General features: G+C 33.4%; 20 protein-coding genes and 5 tRNA genes. 21 read left to right on the forward strand and 4 right to left on the reverse strand.

Annotation, left to right across the window (positions count from 1 at the left end; translation table 11 throughout):
- Window positions 1-141: 141 nt before the first annotated feature.
- Genes ACNDLV_RS02960 through ACNDLV_RS02975 form a run of 4 tightly spaced genes read left to right on the forward strand, consistent with a single transcriptional unit; the run spans window position 142 to window position 3,249 of the window.
- Entirely contained in the window at window positions 142-1,134 is a 993-nt protein-coding gene (locus ACNDLV_RS02960) for a PTS sugar transporter subunit IIB (protein ID WP_022091332.1), read from the forward strand.
- A gap of 17 nt (window positions 1,135-1,151) precedes the next feature.
- Window positions 1,152-1,949: a PTS mannose/fructose/sorbose transporter subunit IIC gene (locus tag ACNDLV_RS02965; protein WP_006586306.1), complete on the forward strand. Its 798-nt coding sequence runs from the start codon at window positions 1,152-1,154 to the stop codon at window positions 1,947-1,949.
- 23 nt (window positions 1,950-1,972) lie between these two features.
- Window positions 1,973-2,890: a PTS system mannose/fructose/sorbose family transporter subunit IID gene (locus ACNDLV_RS02970; RefSeq protein ID WP_006586305.1), complete on the forward strand. Its 918-nt coding sequence runs from the start codon at window positions 1,973-1,975 to the stop codon at window positions 2,888-2,890.
- 2 nt (window positions 2,891-2,892) lie between these two features.
- Entirely contained in the window at window positions 2,893-3,249 is a 357-nt protein-coding gene (locus ACNDLV_RS02975) for a DUF956 family protein (RefSeq protein WP_006586304.1), read from the forward strand.
- Between the two features lie 48 nt (window positions 3,250-3,297).
- On the opposite strand, the gene ACNDLV_RS02980 is transcribed toward ACNDLV_RS02975, so the two are convergent.
- The 3 genes from ACNDLV_RS02980 to ACNDLV_RS02990 all read right to left on the reverse strand — a co-directional run bounded on the left by ACNDLV_RS02980 (window position 3,298) and on the right by ACNDLV_RS02990 (window position 5,004).
- Window positions 3,298-4,677 carry an amino acid permease gene (locus ACNDLV_RS02980; RefSeq protein WP_006586303.1) on the reverse strand — a complete coding sequence of 460 codons (1,380 nt, stop codon included), beginning with the start codon at window positions 4,675-4,677 and terminating at the stop codon, window positions 3,298-3,300.
- A 125-nt stretch (window positions 4,678-4,802) separates the two neighbouring features.
- Window positions 4,803-4,876 (reverse strand) — tRNA-Arg (locus tag ACNDLV_RS02985).
- Window positions 4,877-4,931: 55 nt separating this feature from the next.
- Window positions 4,932-5,004: transfer RNA gene (locus ACNDLV_RS02990), tRNA-Thr, on the reverse strand.
- Window positions 5,005-5,092: 88 nt separating this feature from the next.
- On the opposite strand from ACNDLV_RS02990, the gene ACNDLV_RS02995 reads away from it, so the two are divergent.
- The 9 genes from ACNDLV_RS02995 to ACNDLV_RS03035 all read left to right on the forward strand — a co-directional run bounded on the left by ACNDLV_RS02995 (window position 5,093) and on the right by ACNDLV_RS03035 (window position 10,530).
- Window positions 5,093-5,419, forward strand: coding sequence for a DMT family transporter (locus ACNDLV_RS02995; protein ID WP_006586308.1), 327 nt, complete (start codon window positions 5,093-5,095; stop codon window positions 5,417-5,419).
- 241 nt (window positions 5,420-5,660) lie between these two features.
- The gene (apf, locus tag ACNDLV_RS03000; RefSeq protein ID WP_225305989.1) at window positions 5,661-6,434 is read left to right on the forward strand and encodes an aggregation-promoting factor; all 774 of its coding nucleotides are present in this window, start codon (window positions 5,661-5,663) and stop codon (window positions 6,432-6,434) included.
- 119 nt (window positions 6,435-6,553) lie between these two features.
- Entirely contained in the window at window positions 6,554-7,123 is a 570-nt protein-coding gene (locus ACNDLV_RS03005) for a histidine phosphatase family protein (protein ID WP_034530333.1), read from the forward strand.
- Window positions 7,124-7,220: 97 nt separating this feature from the next.
- A tRNA-Gln gene (locus ACNDLV_RS03010) sits at window positions 7,221-7,292 on the forward strand.
- Between the two features lie 95 nt (window positions 7,293-7,387).
- Window positions 7,388-8,260 (forward strand): lactate/malate family dehydrogenase, encoded by an 873-nt coding sequence (locus tag ACNDLV_RS03015; protein WP_048588235.1) that lies wholly within the window; start codon window positions 7,388-7,390, stop codon window positions 8,258-8,260.
- A gap of 81 nt (window positions 8,261-8,341) precedes the next feature.
- Window positions 8,342-8,423, forward strand: a tRNA-Tyr gene (locus tag ACNDLV_RS03020).
- Between the two features lie 6 nt (window positions 8,424-8,429).
- Window positions 8,430-8,501, forward strand: a tRNA-Gln gene (locus tag ACNDLV_RS03025).
- Window positions 8,502-8,624: 123 nt separating this feature from the next.
- Window positions 8,625-9,737, forward strand: a complete 1,113-nt coding sequence (locus tag ACNDLV_RS03030) for a hypothetical protein (protein ID WP_006586312.1) — start codon at window positions 8,625-8,627, stop codon at window positions 9,735-9,737.
- A gap of 91 nt (window positions 9,738-9,828) precedes the next feature.
- Entirely contained in the window at window positions 9,829-10,530 is a 702-nt protein-coding gene (locus tag ACNDLV_RS03035) for a GntR family transcriptional regulator (RefSeq protein WP_006586313.1), read from the forward strand.
- A 25-nt stretch (window positions 10,531-10,555) separates the two neighbouring features.
- Here the strand turns inward: ACNDLV_RS03035 and tagD are convergent, their stop codons facing one another.
- Complete coding sequence (gene tagD / locus ACNDLV_RS03040) at window positions 10,556-10,942, reverse strand: glycerol-3-phosphate cytidylyltransferase (protein WP_006585657.1); 387 nt, start codon at window positions 10,940-10,942, stop codon at window positions 10,556-10,558.
- Window positions 10,943-11,067: 125 nt separating this feature from the next.
- On the opposite strand from tagD, the gene ACNDLV_RS03045 reads away from it, so the two are divergent.
- From ACNDLV_RS03045 to ACNDLV_RS03080, 8 genes are all read left to right on the forward strand, one after another.
- Window positions 11,068-12,210 (forward strand): CDP-glycerol--glycerophosphate glycerophosphotransferase, encoded by a 1,143-nt coding sequence (locus ACNDLV_RS03045; RefSeq protein ID WP_006587730.1) that lies wholly within the window; start codon window positions 11,068-11,070, stop codon window positions 12,208-12,210.
- 1 nt (window position 12,211) lies between these two features.
- Window positions 12,212-13,645, forward strand: a complete 1,434-nt coding sequence (locus tag ACNDLV_RS03050) for a lipopolysaccharide biosynthesis protein (RefSeq protein WP_006586315.1) — start codon at window positions 12,212-12,214, stop codon at window positions 13,643-13,645.
- A 1-nt stretch (window position 13,646) separates the two neighbouring features.
- On the forward strand, window positions 13,647-14,381 hold the full coding sequence (locus ACNDLV_RS03055; protein WP_006586316.1) for a WecB/TagA/CpsF family glycosyltransferase: 735 nt from the start codon (window positions 13,647-13,649) through the stop codon (window positions 14,379-14,381).
- Window positions 14,381-15,481 carry a glycosyltransferase gene (locus ACNDLV_RS03060; protein WP_006586317.1) on the forward strand — a complete coding sequence of 367 codons (1,101 nt, stop codon included), beginning with the start codon at window positions 14,381-14,383 and terminating at the stop codon, window positions 15,479-15,481. The genes ACNDLV_RS03055 and ACNDLV_RS03060 overlap by 1 nt, the downstream gene beginning before the upstream one ends.
- A 1-nt stretch (window position 15,482) precedes the next feature.
- Window positions 15,483-16,178: a glycosyltransferase family 32 protein gene (locus tag ACNDLV_RS03065; RefSeq protein WP_006587729.1), complete on the forward strand. Its 696-nt coding sequence runs from the start codon at window positions 15,483-15,485 to the stop codon at window positions 16,176-16,178.
- Between the two features lie 97 nt (window positions 16,179-16,275).
- Window positions 16,276-17,751 carry a nicotinate phosphoribosyltransferase gene (locus ACNDLV_RS03070; RefSeq protein WP_006586319.1) on the forward strand — a complete coding sequence of 492 codons (1,476 nt, stop codon included), beginning with the start codon at window positions 16,276-16,278 and terminating at the stop codon, window positions 17,749-17,751.
- Window positions 17,751-18,581 (forward strand): NAD(+) synthase, encoded by an 831-nt coding sequence (gene nadE, locus ACNDLV_RS03075; protein WP_006586320.1) that lies wholly within the window; start codon window positions 17,751-17,753, stop codon window positions 18,579-18,581. Before ACNDLV_RS03070 ends, nadE begins: the two co-directional genes overlap by 1 nt.
- 172 nt (window positions 18,582-18,753) lie before the next feature.
- Window positions 18,754-21,393: a calcium-translocating P-type ATPase, PMCA-type gene (locus ACNDLV_RS03080; RefSeq protein ID WP_022091328.1), complete on the forward strand. Its 2,640-nt coding sequence runs from the start codon at window positions 18,754-18,756 to the stop codon at window positions 21,391-21,393.
- The last annotated feature ends 13 nt before the right edge of the window (window positions 21,394-21,406 follow it).

Genomic DNA, 21,406 nt, shown 5'->3' on the forward strand with positions numbered 1-21,406 from the left:
TTTTTGTCGTTTTTTATAATATTTATCTATATAGTTCAATTACTTTTTTATTATAAAATTCCAAGATAACGGTTACAAAATGTATACGGTTACGCTATAATAGAAAAGTATACAGTTATAATCTTGGAAGGAGGAAGCATGATGGTTGGAATAGTTCTAGCTAGTCATGGCGCCTTTGCTGAGGGAATTTCTCAATCTGCTGAAATGATTTTTGGTAAGCAAGAGAATTTTGGCTCAGCAATTTTAAAACCAGACGAAGGACCAGATGATGTTCGAAAGAAAATGGAAAATGTAATTAATTCTTTCGATAATCAAGATGAGGTGCTATTTTTAATTGATTTGTGGGGTGGTACCCCCTTTAACCAGGCAAACAAATTGCTTGAAGAACACGGTGGAAATTGGGCAATTGTTACAGGTCTTAATTTACCAATGGTTATTGAGGCTCTTAGTCAACGGTTTAGCTTAGATTCAGCTAAAGAAATTGCAACAGCAATTGTTGAACCTGCCAAAGATGGAATTAAGACAAAACCAGAATCTCTTGCACCTAAAGAATCTCAAAAAGTTGAAGTTAAGAATCAAGAACCTCAAGGAGATATCCCAGAAGGTACTGTTTTAGGTGATGGACATATTAAATATGTTTTAGCACGAATTGATTCACGGTTATTGCACGGCCAAGTTGCAACTGGATGGTCAAAAGCAATGAATCCAGATAGAATTATTGTTGTTAGTGATAATGTTGCTAAAGATGATTTGCGAAAAAACATGATTCGTGAAGCTGCTCCTGCTGGTATTAAAGCACATATTGTGCCAATTAAGAAAATGGTAGAAGTAGATAAAGATCCTAGATTCGGAGCAACAAAAGCTTTGCTTTTGTTTGAAAATCCTGAAGATGCACTTGAAGCCATTAAAGATGGAGTTCAAATCGATACTTTAAATGTGGGCTCAATGTCATATGCTGTTGGTAAAGTAAATTCTAATAGTGTGCTTTCTATGGATCAAAAAGATGTAGACACTTTTGAGGAACTAAAAAAAATGGGCATTAAATTCGATGTTCGAAAAGTTCCGAGTGATAGTCCTGAAAATATGGATTCTATTCTTAAGAAGGCTCAAAGCCTCCTTAATGAACAAAAATAGTAGGAGGATTTAGTTTCATGAATGCGATTCAAATGGTTTTAGTTGTATTCATTGCTTTCTTAGCAGGTATGGAAGGTATTTTGGATCAATGGCAATTCCATCAACCAATTATTTCATGTACATTAATTGGTTTAGTTACAGGTAATCTTACAACTGGTGTTATGCTTGGTGGTGCATTACAATTTATTGCTATGGGTTGGGCTAATATTGGTGCTGCAGTTGCACCTGATGCTGCTCTTGCTGGTGTTGCTTCTGCAATCATCATGGTTCAAGGACACCTTTCAACTGATAAAATTGGTACGGCTATTGGTATTGCTGTACCTTTGGCAGTTGCCGGCTTAGGATTAACAATGATTGTTCGTACACTTGCAGTTGCGATTTCTCATATCATGGATAAAGAGGCTGAAAAAGCAAATTATCAAGGAATCGAATTTTGGCAATTGGTTGCAACAGGGTTACAAGGCTTGAGAATAGCCATTCCAGCTGCTCTTTTGTTAGCAATTCCTTCTGAACTTGTTAAGTCTTGGCTTTCCGCAATGCCAGTATGGCTTTCCGCTGGTATGACCATTGGTGGTGGTATGGTTGTTGCTGTTGGTTATGCAATGGTTATTAATATGATGGCAAGCAAAGAGGTTGGGCCATTTTTCGCTATTGGATTTGCGTTAGCCGCAATTCAAGACTTAACTTTGATTGCATTAGGTGCAATTGGTGCTGCATTAGCTCTTATGTATCTAGCTCTTGAAGGTAAAGGTTCTAACAATTCAGGCTCAAAAGGTACTGGTGACCCTTTGGGTGATATTTTGGATAATTACTAAAAAGATCTAGGGAGGAAATTAAAATGGCAGAAAATCAAATCCATTTAACTAAAAGAGATCGCTTAAAAGTTATGTGGCGTTCTATGTTGCTTCAAGGATCTTGGAACTATGAAAGAATGCAAAATGGTGGCTGGGCTTATTCATTAATTCCAGCTTTACGTAAGTTATATCCTGAAAAAAAGGATTTAAAAGATGCACTTGAAAGACACTTGGTATTCTTCAATACTCACCCATATTTAGCTTCACCAATTTTAGGGGTAACTTTAGCATTAGAAGAAGAAAAGGCTAATGGGAAAGAAGTTGAAGATCAAGCTATTCAAGGTGTTAAAGTTGGTATGATGGGACCTTTAGCTGGTGTTGGTGACCCAGTATTTTGGTATACGGTACGGCCAATTGTAGGTTCATTAGGTGCTAGTTTAGCAGCTCAAGGAAATATTTTAGGTCCAATTTTGTTCTTTATTGTTTGGAACTTAATTAGAATTGCTTTCTTATGGTATTCTCAAGAATTTGGCTATCGCGTAGGTTCTGAAATTACTAAAGACTTATCAGGTGGATTGATGAGTAAAGTTACCCGTGGTGCTTCAATGATGGGTATGTTTGTATTAGGTGCTTTAATTGAACGGTGGGTATCAATTAAATTCTTACCTGTTGTTTCTAAGTCTCCACTTCAAAAAGGTGCATATATTGATTGGAGTTCATTACCTAAGGGTGCTAAAGGTATTCAACAAGCCTTAATTCAATGGCACGACCAAGGGCTATCTTTAACAAGCACAAAAGTCACTACTTTGCAAAATAACTTGGATAGCTTAATTCCTGGTCTTGCTGCATTATGCTTAACATTCTTGTGTATGTGGTTGTTAAAGAAGAAAGTATCACCTATTATCATTATTATCGGAATCTTTATTGTCGGGATTGCCGGACATGTTGTAGGTTTATTATAAAAATGGTTCAATCACTTAATACAACATCTGATTACGTAACGAAGGCAACTTGGCAACGAGGTATACCTTGTTATGGTCAAATTATGATTGGTGATAAAGGTTTTGAATTTTATAATGATAAAAATGTATTAGATTATATTCAAATTCCTTGGAATGAGATTACATATGTTGTAGCAGATGTCCATTTTAAAGGAAAATATATACCGCGATTTGAATTGAGAACACGGAATAATGGGAATTTTATTTTTTCAGCAAAACAACCAATATTTGTTTTAAAGGCAATAAGAAAATATATCCCAGCTGATCATATGAGACAGGCTTTGTCTTTGTGGCAAAAAATTAAGTTGAGATTTAAATAGCGCATAAAAAATGTCCAACTGTTAATTCAGTTGGACATTTTTTATGCTTTAATTAGATTCTTTTTCTCTGAAAAATTTGGTAATTGAGTAAAGAACTACAAATGCTATTAAAGCTGCAATCATTGGAATTCTAAATTTTTCTAAGTAAAGTAATAAACCAATCATTGCAATAAAGAAAGCTAAAACCAAGTAATCTAAGTATGGGAACAATGGCATTTGGAATGACTTTAAGTCTTTTCTAGGAGTTTCTTTTCTGTAACGTATATGAGTCAAAATCATTATTGCCCAAATAATTAGAAACATACTTGTTGAAGTAGCAGAAATAAAAGTAAACGCTGAATCACCAATAATTAAGGTAATTAAAGGTGCGCAGGCAATAATTAAAGATGAAAAGATTAAAGCATTACGTGGCACTTGAGTTTTGGATAACTTGCCAAAAGTTTTTGACCACTTAGATTTGCCATCAAAGTTTACTGAAAATAATAACCGACCTGCACTATATAAAAAACTATTGGTAGAAGAAATTGCAGCACTGATAACCACAAAATTAATTATAGAGCCAGCATCCTTAATTCCTGTAGCACTTAAAGCTTGGACAAATGGACTACTTGTAGTAGAAATCTTAGGCCACGGAATAGCAACTAAAATTGCTATAATCGCCATAACATAGAATAAAATTATTCTAATTGGTAATTGATCAATTGCTCGGGAAATTGTATTTTCTGGATCTTGTGCTTCTGCAGCAGTTAGCCCAATTAATTCAACTCCGATAAAACTGAAAATTACCATTTGGAAGCCTAGTAAGAATCCATGACTCCCTTTAGCAAAAAATCCGCCTCCCGCATTTAGATTAGCTAATGAAATATCGCCATATTTGGTTGATTCACCAATTATTAAAAAGTAGCCAATCATAACAACAAAAGCTAATATGGTTAGAATTTTTATAATTGCAAAACTAAACTCTAAATTTCCAAAAACTTTAGCAGAGATTAGATTTATTATTAGTAAAACAACCATTGTTATAAGTCCTGGAAGCCAAGTTGGTAAGTGTGGGAACCAATATTCAAAATAGATTCCTAATGCAGTTAATTCAGCCATGGCTAGAGTTAGCCAACTAATCCAATACAGATAGCCACTGATAAATCCAATATTTTTACCAAGATATTTTTCAATAAATTCAATATATGTATGCTTTTTTAAATCAGATAAGATCAATTCTCCGAGCGCACGCATAAGTAGGAAAAGAAAAAATCCTACTATAATAAAGATTAAAATTACGGAAGGGCCCGCTCGGTGAATGCTATCTCCAACACCCAAGAAAAGTCCAGTACCAATTGTTCCTCCCAGAGCAATTAGTTGTATATGTGAATTACTGAGCGTTCGACGATAACCAGTTTGTGACGCATTCGTCTCTTTTTCTTTTTTCATCAAGTCTCCCTTTCTGATATAGTAGTGTGGTTTACACTAAACCATGTAATATTATACCTAAAAGTAAGGAAAGATTTCATCTAAAAAGCAACAAAAAAACCTAGGATTAACCTAGGTTTGTATTATGCACCCTGTAGGACTCGAACCTACAACCTTCTGATTCGTAGTCAGACACTCTATCCAGTTGCGCTAAGGGTGCAATATCATATACATTAATATTATAATTCGAAATTATTATTTTTTCAACGACTTAATGCTGATTGCCAGAATCGAACTGGCGACCTTCTCTTTACGAGGGAGATGCTCTACCGACTGAGCTAAATCAGCTTAACAAAAAAATTATAGCAAAAAACAAACTAGGGTGCAATCTAGGCTTTTAATACATATTCTGGCATAATTACTAGCTGGTGATAGTATGAAGGAATATGTTTATTTGTTGATAGCGATTATTGGTGAATTAATAGGTACTACATTGTTGAAAGCATCTGATGGCTTTTCAAAATTGTTTTTGGGGTTGCTGGCATTATTTTCTTATGCCTCATGTTATTTCTTCTTTTCTAAGTGTTTAAGAACAATTAGTTTAGGAGTCGCATACGCTATTTGGTCAGGAGTAGGAATAGTTATTACTACAGTAATTGGGATAATATTATGGAAAGAAAAAACTAATCTGATTACAGTACTGGCTATAATTATGATTATCATTGGCATCATTTTACTGAATTTAACGACTACTAATAAATAATTGTGTAATAAATAGTTAGGTTTTGTAATTTTTGTAATTCTAATCTCGCAAAAAGATGAATAAAGCCATATTTAATATTACAAATATTTCAAATTGTAACATTAGACATAATATTTTTAATAATCTATCTATAGCTGTGTAACTTTTCTGAAATATTCGCCTGCTAGTATATATCATGTCAATTGAATGACAGACGAAATTTTGACAGACGAGAAAAGTTATTATTAAGGAGAGATTATTCTTGAAAAACGCAAAGTCTATCAGATTAAATTCATTATTTACGAAATTTATGGCAGTTGCAGCAGTTACTTTAACTGGTGTAATGGCAACTAACTTGAAATCAAATACTGCACACGCTGCAACTATTGTTAACAATGATACTGATGTTGTAACTATTAACTATGTTCCAGGATATGGTATTGCAATTTGGGACAATCCAGATAATCCACAATTGAAGAACAATAACAAGCTTCAACATGCAACTAGTTGGAAAGTCTTTGAAACTGCATATGATAGTCAAGGCAACAAATGGTATGATTTAGGTGGTGGACAATGGATTGAAGCCAAATGGACTAAAGCTGGTCTTAATAGTGTCAACCCATATGTAGCTTTTAATCAAGTGGCTTCACAAAGCAGTAGCTACTCTTCATCTACTCAAGCATCAAATCAAGTTGCTAATACAGCTAGTTATGCAAATGCTGCTTCTTCAAATAACTACAGTTCAGCCTCAACAACTAGTTCAACTTCAACTACAACAAGCACAACTAGTTCATACACTTCAACTGCAACTGGTTCTGAAGCAGATGCTAAAGCTTGGATTGCAAATAAAGAATCTGGTGGTTCTTACACTGCACAAAACGGTCAATACTATGGTAAATACCAACTTTCAATCAGTTACTTGAATGGTGACTTATCAGCTACTAACCAAGAAAAGGTTGCTGATAACTACGTATACAGCCGTTATGGTTCATGGACTGCTGCTAAGGCCTTCTGGTTAGCTAATGGTTGGTACTAATATTTTTGAATTTATTCTGAACAAATATAAATAAAAGGACTCCTTGAGGAGTCCTTTTTCTTTTTGGGATAAAATTATGGTACTATTTATGTTTGTAATATACTTAATAGGAGAGAAGTATATTACAAACAATTTACTTAGTTCGTCATGGACAGACTGTTTTTAATTATTATCACAAAGTTCAAGGAAGGGTAGATTCACCTCTAACAGTCTTAGGACAAATGCAAGCAAAAGTTACAGGTGATTTTTTTAGAAAAAATGGGATAAAATTTGATAAAGCCTTTTGCTCAACTCAAGAAAGAGCATCTGATACGTTAGAATTTATTACTGAAAGAAAAATGTCATATGAAAGACTGAAAGATATGCGTGAGAAGTGGTATGGAATTTATGAGGGGCAAGATGAAGTCACTTTACCATGGAATCATGGAAGTGTGGCAGATCCTACTATGGAAGCAGACTTTTTGGCCGTAGATAGAATGAAAAGAGCTATTGAATATATTAAAAAACAGCTTGCAGATGGAGAAACCGCAATTGCAGTTGGTCACGGAGCAATTTTAGGAATGTATGTAAGAAATATTTTCCCTGAAACTAACTTTCATTTTGAAAATTGTAGTGTAGTTAAATTAATTTTTGATGGTGATAAAGTAGAATTTGCTGGTAGCTATTGTCCAGCTAAAGGAATGAAATAGCAGAATATTTCAAGTTTTTTAATTTTTTTGTTGACGAGAATAAAATTATTGGGTATTATATTATTTGTTGAGCAACAAGTAAAAGCTCACAAACGATTGGGTTATAGCCAAGTGGTAAGGCAACGGTTTTTGGTACCGTCATGCACTGGTTCGAATCCAGTTAACCCAATAGAGGTAGCTCTGAATCGTAAGATTCAGAGCTTTTTTTTCGAAAAAACTAGTAATGAGAGTATAATAAGCTATTATTTGTAAAGGAGAATGGTTATGAGAAGAGTAGGGATTATTGGTCTAGGAAATGTTGGTGCAACTGCAGCGTTTAACCTTTTTACTCATGGCTACTGTGATGAAATTGTTTTGCTAGATGTTAATGAAGCCAAAATGCAGGCTGAAGCTATTGACTTGTTAGATACGTTGCCAGTCAATGACCATGAAGTTAAAGTTTATTATGGTGACTGGGATAAATTAAGGGATGCTGATTTAATTATTGCAGGCTTTGGTGTGAAGGTAACTAGTAGTAGTGAAGAATTAGCAATTAATAGTCGCAATGCACAAAGTGTTGGTCCAAAAATTAAAGCCAGTGGTTTTAATGGAATAATCATTAATATTGCAAATCCTTGTGATGTCATTACGACTGTTTTACAAAAGACTACGGATTTACCCAAGCAAAAGGTATTTGGAATTGGAACGATGCTAGATAGCGTGCGCTTGCGTCGAGTAATTAGCGAAAAGTTGGAATTAAACAGTAAGCAAATTGGTGGCTTTGTACTTGGTGAACATGGACTTTGTGATTTTATTGCGTGGTCAACTGTTAATCACGAATTTTCTGATGCTGAAAAAGCTGAAATTGCAAATGAAGCCAAAAGCAATGCCGAGAAATTAATTGCAGGTAAAGGTTTTACTAATTGGGCAGTTACAAGTGCTGCGATGGAATTAGTGCGTGCAGTTTTAACTGATGAATATTTTTATACAGTTTGTTCCGTTTATGTTGAAGAATATGGTATTTATTTAGGCTATCCTGCAGTAATAGGAAAAAATGGTGTTGAAAAAATTGCTCAATTATCATTACCTAGCGATGAAGAGTATCATTTGCAGGAAGCTATAGCTTTAATCAAAGAGCATTTAGCTGAAATTGATTAATTTAAAGAATGTTACTCAAAAAGTTTAATTTATCTCTTGCATTTTTTTGATAAATTAGATATCATAGTTAAGTAACGTTTCGGAGGAGTAGCGAAGTGGCTAAACGCGGCGGTCTGTAAAACCGCTCTCCCTGAGTTCGGTGGTTCGAATCCACTCTCCTCCACTTGATTTGGTTATAGCCAAGTGGTAAGGCAACGGTTTTTGGTACCGTCATGCACTGGTTCGAATCCAGTTAACCCAATAGTGTTTTTAGAACACCCAACCCGAAAAAAATAGCTCGCCAATTGGTGAGCGTTTTTTTTTACTAAAAAAAACCTTTTTGTTAAAGTATGTAAGATTATTGTTTATACTCAGAGGTGATAACGTGCCAAGAATTGTTAAAGTAGGCGCTGGTGGCGATGAAATCGATTGGAAAGAAGCTCTAAAAAATCTCAGGGCGGATGATATGTTACTCTTAAAGCCTGGTTTTTATGAATTAGAACAGGGCATTTCAGCTTGTGATGTTACTATCAAGGGGACTGGAGCAAGTCCAGAAGATACTGTAATCGATGGGTATATTTCTGTATCACCTGATAGCAGATATGTAACGCTAGAGAACTTGACTATTAATACTATTGGGGAAAGAAATGCGCTTTTTATTCCTTATAATGCAGATACTTATTTAACACTGAGAAACTGTGTTATAAAGACAGAGATTAATGAAAATGCAGCAATAGCGTTAAATGGAAAATGTACAGTTGAGTTATATTCATGTCGTGTAATAAATGGTAGTGTATCGTTCTTTTCTGGATCAGATTTTAGGCTTGAAATGAATGATTCTCAAATAGATTATCCCGTTACCGATTATTGTGGATTAGCATTAGAGGGAATTGGAACTGCAATAATAAATAATTCAACTGTAAATTCAAGTATCAATACTTTTTCTGATACTAATATTGAATTAGTTATAAATAATTCTAGATTACGTGATGTTCATTTAGCAGGGCAAACTTGGTTGAATATGCTTAATTGTCAAATATATTCTAAAGAAGACAATGCTTTTACTAGTGACGATGAATGTTGGTTAAATATTGCAAATTCTGTATTTAGTGGAGGCATGTATTTAGATGGTTCAACAACTATGCTACTTCAAAATAGTAAGTGTGATCGTTTAATGGCTATTGCAGGCACTAAAACAACAATGACTAATTCTCTTTGTAAGTCACATGCTGACTTTCAACAAAATGCGAGTTGTGATGCTACCCGATCTACTTTTAATGGTAGTGAAGAATTTGAATTCTTCTTAGCTGTAAATGGAGAAGCTGAGTTTAAGGGACATGATATTATTTTGAACCCTAATGGTGCCACATTAGCAGTTCAAGATGACGCTATTTTTAGAACTAACGTTTTATCTAGTGATCAAAAGGCACTAAGCGTAGAATATACTAATTTGCCGAATGTAAATATTTTGGGATTAAAGTGGGAAAAAAGAAAATAATTCATTATTTTTCAGAATGATGAAATCTAGACCAATTTGCTCTACAATATGTTTATACAACTTGATGACCTAATTCTGGGAGGCGATAAGAATGCAGGAACCAATTTACATAAAAATTCATAATCAAATTAAGCAAGATATCGAAAACCGCGTATATAAAGTTGGAGAAAGAATTCCTGCGGAAAGGCAGTTAGCACAGGAATTTGGGGTTTCAAGAATGACATTGAGACAAGCTATAAAAACGCTTGAAGATGAAGGAATCCTGGAAAGACGACTAGGGAGTGGTACATATGTATCAAGTCAAAAAGTTCAGGAAAAAATGTCAGGTGTTATGAGCTTTACGCAAATTACAAGGGCCAATGGCCAAGTACCATCTTCGAAACTACTTTCTTATCGAATTACTAAACCGTTTTTGTCTGAAAAAGAAAGATTGAAAATTAACGAGAACGACAATGTTCTCAGAATGGAGAGAATTCGGTATGCGGATGATATTCCTATTTGTTTTGAAGTAGTAACTATTCCTCAAAAATTAATAAAAAATTTTTCAAAACATGATATTTCGACTAGTTTATATAAGACTTTAGAAGAAAAAGGTGGATATAAGATTGGAAGTGTAGTTGAAAATATTGGGGCAAGTATTGCTAATGAAAATGATGCAAGGTACTTAAAAATTCATAGAGGAGATGCCTTGGTTACTCGGCGACAAGTAACTACTTTAACTGATGGGCAGCCATTTGAATATACGCGTGCGGAGTATGTAGCTGAAAGATTCGAATTTACATTTTCACGATAAAAGGAGATGCATAGCGCATCTCCTTTTATTTTAAATCTTCCTTTATTTTGGTAGTTGATATTCCAGGAGTTCTTGGAAGATAGACCACATCACAATATGGCTTTAAGAAGTCAAATTTTCCTTTCCAATCGTCTCCCATTACAAAAGTATTGATATCATATTTTTGTACATCTTTTATTTTTTGATCCCAGTCTTCTTCTGGAATAACTTCATCGACGTATTTAATAGCTTCAAGGATATATTTTCTCTCAGCATATGAATTGTAAGCCTCTTTATGTTTCTTGAATTCATTAAATTCATCGGTTGAAAGACCTACGATTAAATAATCGCCCAATTCTTTAGCTCGTTTTAATAAGCGGACATGTCCATAGTGTAACAAATCAAATGTTCCATAAGTAATTACTTTTTTCATAGCATAAGCTCCTTTATTACTTGATTAATAGTATCATACTTTAAGAAAAGACAAAACTTTGATAAAGCTTTCATGTAGGGGTCCTTTTTTGCTAAAATTTGATAGTAAGAATAGGGAGGATATTCATGAAAAGCGTTTTATTCGGCTTGTATATTAGATTTTTAAAATTATGTGCATTTTTTGTCCCAATTAGATCAAATTCTTTTGTAATTTTAAATGGCGCAGGACGTTCGGGATCAAATGGATATTTATTTTATAAATATCTTAGAAAAGAACATCCAGAGTTAAATGTAACTTTGGTAGAGCCGTGGCCATCATCTCATTTGAAGTGGAGTGTATGGAAGAAAATAGGAGGAGCACAATATATATTCACTACCCATCAACCATTTAAAATAAAAAGAAAGCAAATTAGTTTTTCTTTATGGCATGGAATTCCTTTAAAAAGAATGGGCTTTATGGCATACAATACAAAATACCATACAAATAAGCATAATATGAATATTTGGCAGCATCAGGCTGATTATATAGCTTCTTCTTCGGATATCTATGAAACTTTGATGGCAAGTTGCGTAGGTATAGACACAAATAAATTTATAAGAACTGGATTTCCTAGACTGGATTTCTTGAATAAACCAATTTCAAAGAGGATAATTTTAAAAGATCTATTTGATAGTGATAATGAAAAAGCAAAAATTGGAATTTATATGCCTACATTTCGATATGAACTTGAAGATAGAACTATAATGAATCAAATTGAATCAGGTAATTTTTTTGCTTTTGATGATTTTAATATTGTAGCTTTAAATTCCACTTTAGTAGAAAATAATCAATATCTAATTGTAAAACTGCATCCTTACGAAATGAAATTAGTTAGTGCTGAAATGAAACAAGCTTCTAACATAGCTTTTTTGAATAATAATTATCTTAATGAAAATGATATAGACCTATATGAGCTCTTAGGAATAACAGATTTCTTGATGACTGACTTTTCTTCTATTTTCTTTGACTATTTACTTTTAAATCGGCCTATCATTTTTGTAAGTAATTTCTTAAAGCAATATTCAAAAGCTAGAGGGTTACTAATGTCACCATATGAAAAGATTGTTCCAGGACAGCAAGTATTGAATCAAAAAGAATTACAAATAATCTTAAAAAATATAGATAAAGATCCATATAAAGAAAGAAGAAACAAGCTGTGTACTATTTTTTTTGAAAAAGATAAGAATTGTTGTCAATCTATTTATGAGTTAACCAAAAGGGTGAACTAGTTTGAAAAAAACTTTATTAAATATTTTTTATAATGCTATCTATCAAATCTTTTTAGTTTTAGTGCCATTAATTACAGTGCCATATTTATCTAGAGTGTTGGGACCTAATACGTATGGCATTTATAGTAGTGTAAATAATACGTTTCAATTTTTAATGGTTTTTTGTACTCTTTCGGTATCTTATATTGGAATGAGAACAATTTCGAGAATTAGAGCAGAAAATCCAAAAAAAGATTTAACTGAAGCTTTCTGGGGATTATGGTATTTTCAAGGAATTGCAGGATTAGTTACTATTGCCCTGACTGTATTAGTATCAATTGTTTTTAAGGTGAAATATTGGAACTATATTTTGCTAATGGTGCCATTTTTGATTTCAGCTCAATTGGATATAGCTTGGTTCTTTCAAGGCTTAGCTGATTTTGGGAGAGTAGTACTTAGAAATACAATTGTTAAGCTTATCAGTGTATTGCTAATTTTAGTGTTAGTTAAAGAGCCTAGTGATTTATATAAATATATGCTAATCATGTCGGTTTCTACAATGTTAGGCTCTTTTGTTTTTTGGTTTAATATTAGAAGTTATGTTGGAAAGCCAACTAAATATTTTTACAAGTTAAGGATCACTAGCAAAGCTATTATTACTTTATTAATTCCGCAAATTGCTACTCAAATTTATACTTCATTAGATAAACCAATCTTAAATTTCTTTCAGAATACTACACAAGTTTCTTATTATGATAATTCGCAAAGGATTGCTAATATGATTTTGGGGGTTATTACAAGTATCACTTTAGTTATGATGCCTAAAATGGCTAGTGAAGGAAAAGAAGCTCAGAAAAAGATTTTACGAAAATCATTGGAAGCAACGGTTATGTTAGGGACGTTATTTTCTGTAATCGTGATGGTTAATACTAAAGAGTTTGTACCTTTTTTCTTCGGAGAGAAGTATATTCCAATGACGCCATTAATGTTTTTCTTCACATTAACTATAATTTTTATTCCAATGGGTGGGGTATTTGCTAATCAATTTGCACTGGCAAACAAAAGAGATAAAGACTATGCAATTCCAGTATGTATAGGAGCTGTGTTAGAGGTTCTTTTGAGTATTATATTAGATCGGCAATTTGGTGCTACAGGTGCTTTAATAAGTATATTAACGACAGAAGTTATTGTGCTAATTTTAAGAATCTGGATTGTGCGAGATGGCTACGAATTTAAATATGTGTTTAAAGATATCCCCAAATACTTTATTATTGGAATAGTAAGTTTAAGTATCGGAATGTTAATCCCTCAAATTTTAGCTAGTGCCTTTTTCAATATGGCTTTAAAATCAATAATAGTTATGCTTATTTATTTAGGATTAATGTTTATGATGAAACTAGATTTTAATCAAGATATTCTAAATGTGACAAATAAATTTCTTAGAAGGAATAGATAATATGCCGGAAAAAGTAGATATTTTAGGTGTTAAGTTCAACAATTATAGTTTAAAAGGATATCAAAATGAAATTATTAGAAGATTAGATGATAAATTATCCACTTTTATTGTTACAGCTAATCCTGAAATTGTGATGGCTGCAAATGAAAACCCAGTCTTTATGAAGTTAATAAATCAAGATGCAGATTTTGTAACAGCAGATGGAATAGGAATTATAAAAGCAGCCAATATCTTAAATAAACCAATTTCGGAACGAGTTACAGGATATGATCTTTTTACGTGGCTGCTTGATATAGCGAACCAAAGAAAAAATAAGGTTTATTTCATCGGTGCTAAAGAAGAAGTGATTGATGATTTAGGAAAAAGAATTCAAAAAGAATATCCTAATATCGAAATTGTGGGTTTAAAAAATGGATATTTTAAAGATAAGTTAGACATTATTGCTCGTGATATTTCTAAGACAAAGCCTGATATGGTTTTTGCTGCATTAGGGTATCCAAAACAAGAACAACTATTAGATATTTTGAGAAAACAAGAATTACCTGCAATTATGATGGGTGTAGGTGGTAGCTTTGATGTCTTTTCAGGTCATGCTAAACGAGCACCAAAAGTTTGGCAAGACTTGCATATTGAATGGGTATATCGCTTTTTAAAAGAACCTAGTCGTTTTAGAAGGTTTTTGGCATTACCTAGATTTATTGAAGAAGTTTATCGGAGTAAGAGAGGAAGAAGATAATGAAGGTTCTGCATGTTAATGCTGGACTTGAAAAAGGTGGTGGCCTTTTTCATATTATTAATTTATTGACTGAAGCTAAAAAAGAGGGACAAGACTTTGAACTCCTTACTTTAGCAGAAGGACCAGTTAGTCAAAAAGCAATTTCCAAAGGGATAAAAACGCATGTACTGAAAACTAAAAGTCGATATGATTTAACTAGTTTAAAAAGATTATCCCAATTTATTAATGAAAATAATTTTGACTATGTACATACTCATGGGGCAAGAGCTAATTTATACCTTTCTTTGATAAAAAAGCGAATAAATGCTAAGTGGGTAATTACAGTTCATTCTAATCCATTATTAGATTTTGAGGGGCGTGGATTTATGGGCTGGATTTTTACCAAGTTAAATATAAAAGCTTTAAAAAAAGCAGATGGCATTTTAGCTATTACTCAAAATTTTGCTAATTTGTTAACTGAAAAAATAGGAATAAATAAGAAAAAGGTCCATATTATTTATAATGGAATCTTTTTTCATGAGAGTTCTGATTTACCTGCTAAGTATGACCATCCTTATTTTAATTTAGTTAATGTAGCACGTTGTGAAAAAGTAAAAGGACAGGAACTGCTTTTGAAGGCCCTTAAAGATTTGCATGATCCACATATTCGATTACATATCGCTGGAGATGGTAGTGAACTTGAAAATTTGAAAAATTTAGCTCAAGAATTAAATATTTCAAATCAAGTTACTTTTCATGGTTTTATGAGTCATGACGATCTTTCTCATTTATATGAGAGATGTGATTTAGCGGTGCTTACATCATATTCTGAAAGTTTTCCACTTGTGTTATTGGAAGCAGCTGATAATATGGTTCCTCTTTTATCAACTGATGTTGGTGATATTAAAAAGATGATTCCAAGTGCAGATTATGGTTTTGTTAGTCCAATTGGAGATTTGGATATGATTAAAGAGCAAATTCTTAAAGCAAGCTTGATGCCAAGTATTGAATTGAGGGAAATGGCTAAACGAGAGAAAGAATATTTAATGAATAATTTTAGTTTAGCTAATCAGTTAGAAATGATATTACAAGCTTATACAAAGATAAAAAATGAGGCATAAAATGATACCAAAAATTATTCACTATGTATGGGTTGGTGGTAATCCCAAGCCTGAGAAAATTCAAACCTGTATGAAAACATGGAAGAAACATTTAGGTGATTATAAAATTATTGAATGGAATGAATCTAACTTTGATATTCATGAAAATAAATATGTAGAGCAAGCATATAAACAGAAAAAATGGGCCTTTGTTTCCGATTATATTCGTGCTAAGGCAGTTTATGAATATGGTGGAATTTATCTTGATACAGATGTTTTAGTTCTAGATGATTTAAAGGATTTGTTAGATAATAAATGTTTTGTTGGTTTTGAAAATAAAGATAATCCCTTTACAGCAGTTTTTGGAGCTGAAAAGGGCCATCCATTGATTAAAGATATGTTGGACTATTATAATGACCGCGATTTTGAATTTGATAGCAGTGACCAAATGGCGGGAGTTAATACAGTTTCAGTATCGGATATTTTGAAAGATAAATATGGAGCAGTACCTAATAATCAAGAACAAGTTTTAAAAGATGATATCCATGTATATCCTGATGGCATCTTGTGTAATCCATCTAAAAATTCTAAGACAATTCACGTATTTACTGGAACTTGGATGGAGGGAAGTAAGCCATTTAAGCGTAAATTAGTAACGTTCTTAAAGCTTAGAATAAAGACTAAATGGCAAGCTGGATTATATTCAAAACTTTTTTAAAAATCAAAAATATCTTAATTTATAAGTCTGTGCGCAAGTGCAGGCTTTTTTGTTAAAATAAAAAGGTATTAATTTATTATTGCAATAGGAGAAAAGAATGTTTTATAAGCAAATCGATGAAGATGATTCATTAATATTGCATACTGATTTATATGAAATCAATATGATGTATACCTACTTTAAAGAGGGAATTAGTGAAAAAAAGGCGGTTTTTGAAGTCTTTTATCGTAAAGAACCTTTTGGTAATGGCTTTGCTGTTTTTGCTGGGTTGGAACATATTGTCCAATACCTTAATGACTTGCATTTTAGCGAAAGTGATTTGGCCTTTCTTAAAGAAACACAAGATTATGATGACGATTTTATAGAATATTTGAGAAACCTGGAACTAAACTTGACTGTTCGTTCAATGGAAGAAGGTCAATTAGTCTTTGCAAATGAACCAATTGTGCAAATTGAGGGGCCTCTTTCACAATGTCAGTTAGTTGAAACTACAATTTTAAATATTGTTAATTTCCAAACCTTGCTTGCTACTAAAGCTGCTCGAATTAAATTAGCTGTAGGATCAGATGCATTAATGGAATTTGGTACACGACGCGCCCAAGAAACTGATGCTGCATTATGGGGAACTCGTGCCGCATATATTGGTGGGTTTGATGCGACAAGTAATGTCCGTGCTGCTAAACTATTTGGAATTCCTGCAAGTGGTACTCATGCTCATGCATTAGTTCAAGCATTTGGCAATGAATATGCTGCTTTTAAAGCATATGCACAAACACATAAAGATTGTGTATTCTTAGTTGATACTTATGATACTGTTCGCTCAGGTGTTCCTACTGCTATAAAGGTAGCAAAAGAAATGGGCGATAAGATTAATTTCTTAGGTGTAAGAATTGATTCGGGAGATATGGCTTATATTTCCAAGCAGGTTCGTAAACAGTTAGATGATGCCGGCTTCAAAAATGCTAAAATTTTTGCTTCAAACGATTTAGATGAAAAGACAATCACTAATTTAAAGATGCAGGGAGCTAAGATTGATGTTTGGGGAATTGGAACCAAATTTATAACTGCATTTGATCAACCTGCTTTAGGAGCAGTATATAAATTAGTAGCGATAGAAGATGAAAATGGCAATTGGAAAGATAGTTTGAAAATTTCTTCTAATGCAATTAAAATTTCAACTCCTGGCAAAAAACAAGTTTGGAGAATTTGCGCTAATAGTGATCGAAAAAACGAAGGAGATTGGGTGGCAAGAGTAGGAGAAGATCCTAGAAACTTTAATGCCCTATTTATGTTCCATCAACAATATACATATATAAATAAAGTCGTAACAAATTTCACAGCCAAACCTCTATTAAAAGATATCTTTATCGAAGGAAAATATGTTGATCACCCACGTTCACTTGCTGAAATTAAAGCTTTTTGTCAAGCAAACTTAGAAAACTTGTGGGATGAATATAAGAGAAGTCTTAATCCACAAGAATATCCTGTAGATTTGTCACAAAACTTATATGAAAGTAAAATAGATTTAATTAGTGAGATAAGAACTAAAATTAGAAATCGAGGTTTGCATTAATGAGAGATTTGCAAAAAGAAATTATAGCTTATGAACATGTTTTACCTGAAATTGATCCGGAAAAAGAAATTAGACGTTCAGTTGATTTTTTAAAAGATTATTTAAAAGCCCATCCATTTTTAAAGAGCTTAGTGTTAGGAATTAGTGGTGGGCAAGATTCAACTTTGACAGGAAAGCTTTGTCAAATAGCAATTGATGAGTTACGAGCAGAAACTGGAAATCAAGAATATAAGTTTATTGCTATTCGTTTGCCTTATGGCGTTCAAAATGATGCTAGTGATGCAGCTGATGCTGTTGCTTTTCAAAAACCAGATGTTGATTTAATTGTTAATATAAAAGATGCTGTAGATAAAACAGTGGAAAGCTTAGAAAAAGCTGGAGTTAAAGTTACTGATTTTAACAAGGGAAATATTAAAGCTCGCCAAAGAATGATCGTTCAATACGGTATTGCTGGAGCTTATAGCGGTGCGGTTGTAGGTACAGATCATGCAGCAGAAAATATAACTGGATTTTATACTAAGTATGGCGATGGAGCTAGTGATCTTGTTCCGTTATTTAGACTTGATAAACGTCAAGGGAAAGCTTTGCTTAAGTATTTAGGATGTCCAGAACATTTATACCTTAAAGCACCTACAGCTGATTTAGAAGAAGACGCTCCAGATTTACCTGATGAAGTAGCTTTGGGTGTAACTTATAAAGATATTGATGACTATCTTGAAGGCAAAGAAGTGAAGCTGGAAGCTGCAGAAAAAATCGAAGCTTGGTGGAATAAGACTAAGCACAAGAGAGAGTTACCAATTACAGTATTTGATGACTTTTATAAAAAATAGATAACTTGAAACTTAAGCTTTTTTTACCTATAATAAAGCTATCATAAGGGAGTAACGGCAATGTAAATTGCGATAAGCTCAACAACCGAAAGAAAAACTTTCTGGGCTTGTCTTAATTAGTGAGACTTATGTGCGTCAGCACGTGAGTCTTTTTTTGTTAGGAGGTATTAAATTGCCAAAGAATTATTATTCTCAAAGTCCTGAAAATATTGAACAAGAACTTGATACTAATATTCAATCAGGTTTAAGTTCTGCTAAGGCACAAGAACGTTTAGAAAGAGACGGCCTTAACGCTTTAGCAACTGAAAAGGGCAAGAGTATGTTTGCTCGATTTATTGATCAATTTAAAGACTTTATGATTATAGTCTTGTTGATAGCTGCGTTGGTTTCCGGTGTAGTTGCTGGAGAATGGACTGATGCTGGAATTATTTTATTCGTTGTTTTAATGAATGCAATTTTAGGTGTTGTTCAAGAAGCCCGTTCTGAAGCAGCGATTGAAGCTTTGAAAAAAATGACTACACCTGTTGCACATGTGCGAAGAAATGGTCAAGTAGTTGAAGTACCAAGTACAGAATTAGTTAAAGGGGATATTGTTTTACTTGAAGCTGGGGATGTTGTTCCAGCTGATTTAAGACTAACTACAACTGAAAGCTTGAAAATTGAAGAAGCAGCTTTAACTGGAGAATCGGTTCCAGTTGAAAAGGATAAATCATTAATTTCAAAAGATGATGTTGCGTTAGCTGATCGAGTTAATATGGCATATTCTTCAACCAATGTAACTTATGGTCGAGGAGAAGGAGTTGTAGTTGCCACTGCAATGGAAACAGAAGTTGGTAAGATTGCTACAATGATTAACGAAGCTGATGAAACAGATACACCATTAAAACAAAGTTTAAATCAACTGGGTAAGACTTTAACTTGGATGATTTTAGGTATCTGTGCTTTAGTATTTGTTGTTGGTATTTTGCGTAATCCAGCTAATGAAAGTCAAGCAAGTTTAATGATTGACATGTTTTTGATTGCTGTATCATTAGCTGTTGCAGCAATTCCTGAAGGTTTACCAGCAATTGTTACTATTATTTTAGCTTTGGGTACACAAACAATGGCTAAGCATAAGGCTATTGTGAGAAAGTTACCAGCTGTTGAAACATTAGGGGCAACTGATATTATTTGTTCTGATAAAACGGGGACTTTGACTCAAAACAAGATGACCGTTGAAAAAATATATTATGATGGTCAGTTACATGATGCTAGTGAAGCGGTTGATGCTAATAGTGATATTATGCAAACTATGTTATTAGCAAATGATACTAAACTACAGGCCGATGGCTTACTTGGTGATCCAACGGAAACAGCTTTAACTCAATTTGGCTTAGATAAGGGCATTAATGTTGCTGATTTATTAGAAACTAAAAAGCGTGTGCAAGAAGTTCCGTTTGATTCAGATAGGAAACTAATGAGTACTGTTAATAAAAACGGGGATAAATATTATGTTGCCGTTAAGGGTGCTCCCGATGAATTACTTAAACGAGTAAGCAATTTATCTGATAAAGAAAAAGAACAGGTTCTTTTAGCTAACAAAGAAATGGCTCAAAACGCGCTAAGAGTTTTGGGACTTGCTTATAAAGAAGTGGAAAAGCCTTTTGAAGCAGTTAATAGTCAAACTGTTGAAAACAAGTTGATTTTTGCTGGATTAGTAGGAATGATTGATCCTGAACGTCCAGAAGCAAAAGCAGCAGTTGCAGAAGCAAAAGCAGCTGGTATTAGAACTGTAATGATTACAGGAGATCATCAAGTTACTGCTCAAGCTATTGCTGAACGATTAGGAATTATTGAAAAGGGACAGAGTAAGAGAGTCTTGACTGGTAGCGAACTAGATAAGATGGATGAAACTTACTTTAAGGAGCATGTTTCTGATTATAGTGTTTATGCCCGTGTGAGTCCTGAACACAAGGTTAAGATTGTTAAAGCATGGCAGGCTAATGAAAAGATTGTGGCTATGACTGGTGATGGTGTAAATGATGCACCAAGTTTGAAACAAGCGGATATTGGTATTGGTATGGGAATTACTGGTACTGAAGTTTCAAAAGGCGCTAGTGATATGATTTTAGCAGATGACAATTTTGCAACAATTGTAGAAGCCGTTAAACAAGGTAGAAAAGTATTTTCAAATATTCAAAAAGCCATTCTTTATTTAATGAGTTGTAATGTTGGGGAAGTTTTGACTGTTTTCATTATGACTATTATGGGTTGGGATGTATTACAACCTGTACAACTTTTATGGATTAACTTAGTTACTGATTCACTACCTGCTATTGCATTAGGGGTGGAACCTGTTGAAGATGGCATTATGAATCGAAAACCACGTGGTAGAAAGTCTAATTTCTTTAGTGGTGGTGTTGCAAGTTCGATTGTTTATCAAGGTATTTTAGAAGGTGTATTAGTTTTAATTGTATATACACTAGGTCTCCATATTGGACCACATGTTGCTGATCCTAAGCTTCAACACGGGGATGCTTTGACAATGGCATTTTTAACCTTAGGTTTAATCCAATTATTCCATGCATTTAATTCTAAATATGTTCACCAATCAATTTTTAGAAAGCACACTTTCCAAAATAAATGGTTTAATTGGGCAATTGTAATTTCTGCAATTATTATGGCTGCAGTTGAATTGCCTTTCTTAACTAACGTATTTAAAGTTACAGAATTAGATTTAGATCAATGGTTAGCTGTTTTGGGAACAGGCTGCTTGATGATAATTATTGTTGAGCTAGTTAAGCTTGTGCAGAGACGAATGGGAAAAGAATAATTACAACATTGAT

This window comes from Lactobacillus fornicalis (genome assembly GCF_055362665.1).

Excerpts from the sequence above, each read along its gene's own strand:
- ACNDLV_RS02970 (WP_006586305.1), top strand. The coding sequence starts at position 1,973 with ATGGCAGAAAATCAAATCCATTTAACTAAAAGAGATCGCTTAAAAGTT.
- ACNDLV_RS03060 (WP_006586317.1), top strand. The coding sequence starts at position 14,381 with ATGAAGGTTCTGCATGTTAATGCTGGACTTGAAAAAGGTGGTGGCCTT.
- ACNDLV_RS03015 (WP_048588235.1), top strand. The coding sequence starts at position 7,388 with ATGAGAAGAGTAGGGATTATTGGTCTAGGAAATGTTGGTGCAACTGCA.
- ACNDLV_RS03035 (WP_006586313.1), top strand. The coding sequence starts at position 9,829 with ATGCAGGAACCAATTTACATAAAAATTCATAATCAAATTAAGCAAGAT.
- ACNDLV_RS02975 (WP_006586304.1), top strand. The coding sequence starts at position 2,893 with ATGGTTCAATCACTTAATACAACATCTGATTACGTAACGAAGGCAACT.
- ACNDLV_RS03055 (WP_006586316.1), top strand. The coding sequence starts at position 13,647 with ATGCCGGAAAAAGTAGATATTTTAGGTGTTAAGTTCAACAATTATAGT.
- ACNDLV_RS02960 (WP_022091332.1), top strand. The coding sequence starts at position 142 with ATGGTTGGAATAGTTCTAGCTAGTCATGGCGCCTTTGCTGAGGGAATT.
- ACNDLV_RS02980 (WP_006586303.1), bottom strand. The coding sequence starts at position 4,677 with ATGAAAAAAGAAAAAGAGACGAATGCGTCACAAACTGGTTATCGTCGA.
- ACNDLV_RS02965 (WP_006586306.1), top strand. The coding sequence starts at position 1,152 with ATGAATGCGATTCAAATGGTTTTAGTTGTATTCATTGCTTTCTTAGCA.
- ACNDLV_RS03045 (WP_006587730.1), top strand. The coding sequence starts at position 11,068 with ATGAAAAGCGTTTTATTCGGCTTGTATATTAGATTTTTAAAATTATGT.
- tagD (WP_006585657.1), bottom strand. The coding sequence starts at position 10,942 with ATGAAAAAAGTAATTACTTATGGAACATTTGATTTGTTACACTATGGA.
- nadE (WP_006586320.1), top strand. The coding sequence starts at position 17,751 with ATGAGAGATTTGCAAAAAGAAATTATAGCTTATGAACATGTTTTACCT.
- ACNDLV_RS02995 (WP_006586308.1), top strand. The coding sequence starts at position 5,093 with ATGAAGGAATATGTTTATTTGTTGATAGCGATTATTGGTGAATTAATA.
- ACNDLV_RS03065 (WP_006587729.1), top strand. The coding sequence starts at position 15,483 with ATGATACCAAAAATTATTCACTATGTATGGGTTGGTGGTAATCCCAAG.
- ACNDLV_RS03070 (WP_006586319.1), top strand. The coding sequence starts at position 16,276 with ATGTTTTATAAGCAAATCGATGAAGATGATTCATTAATATTGCATACT.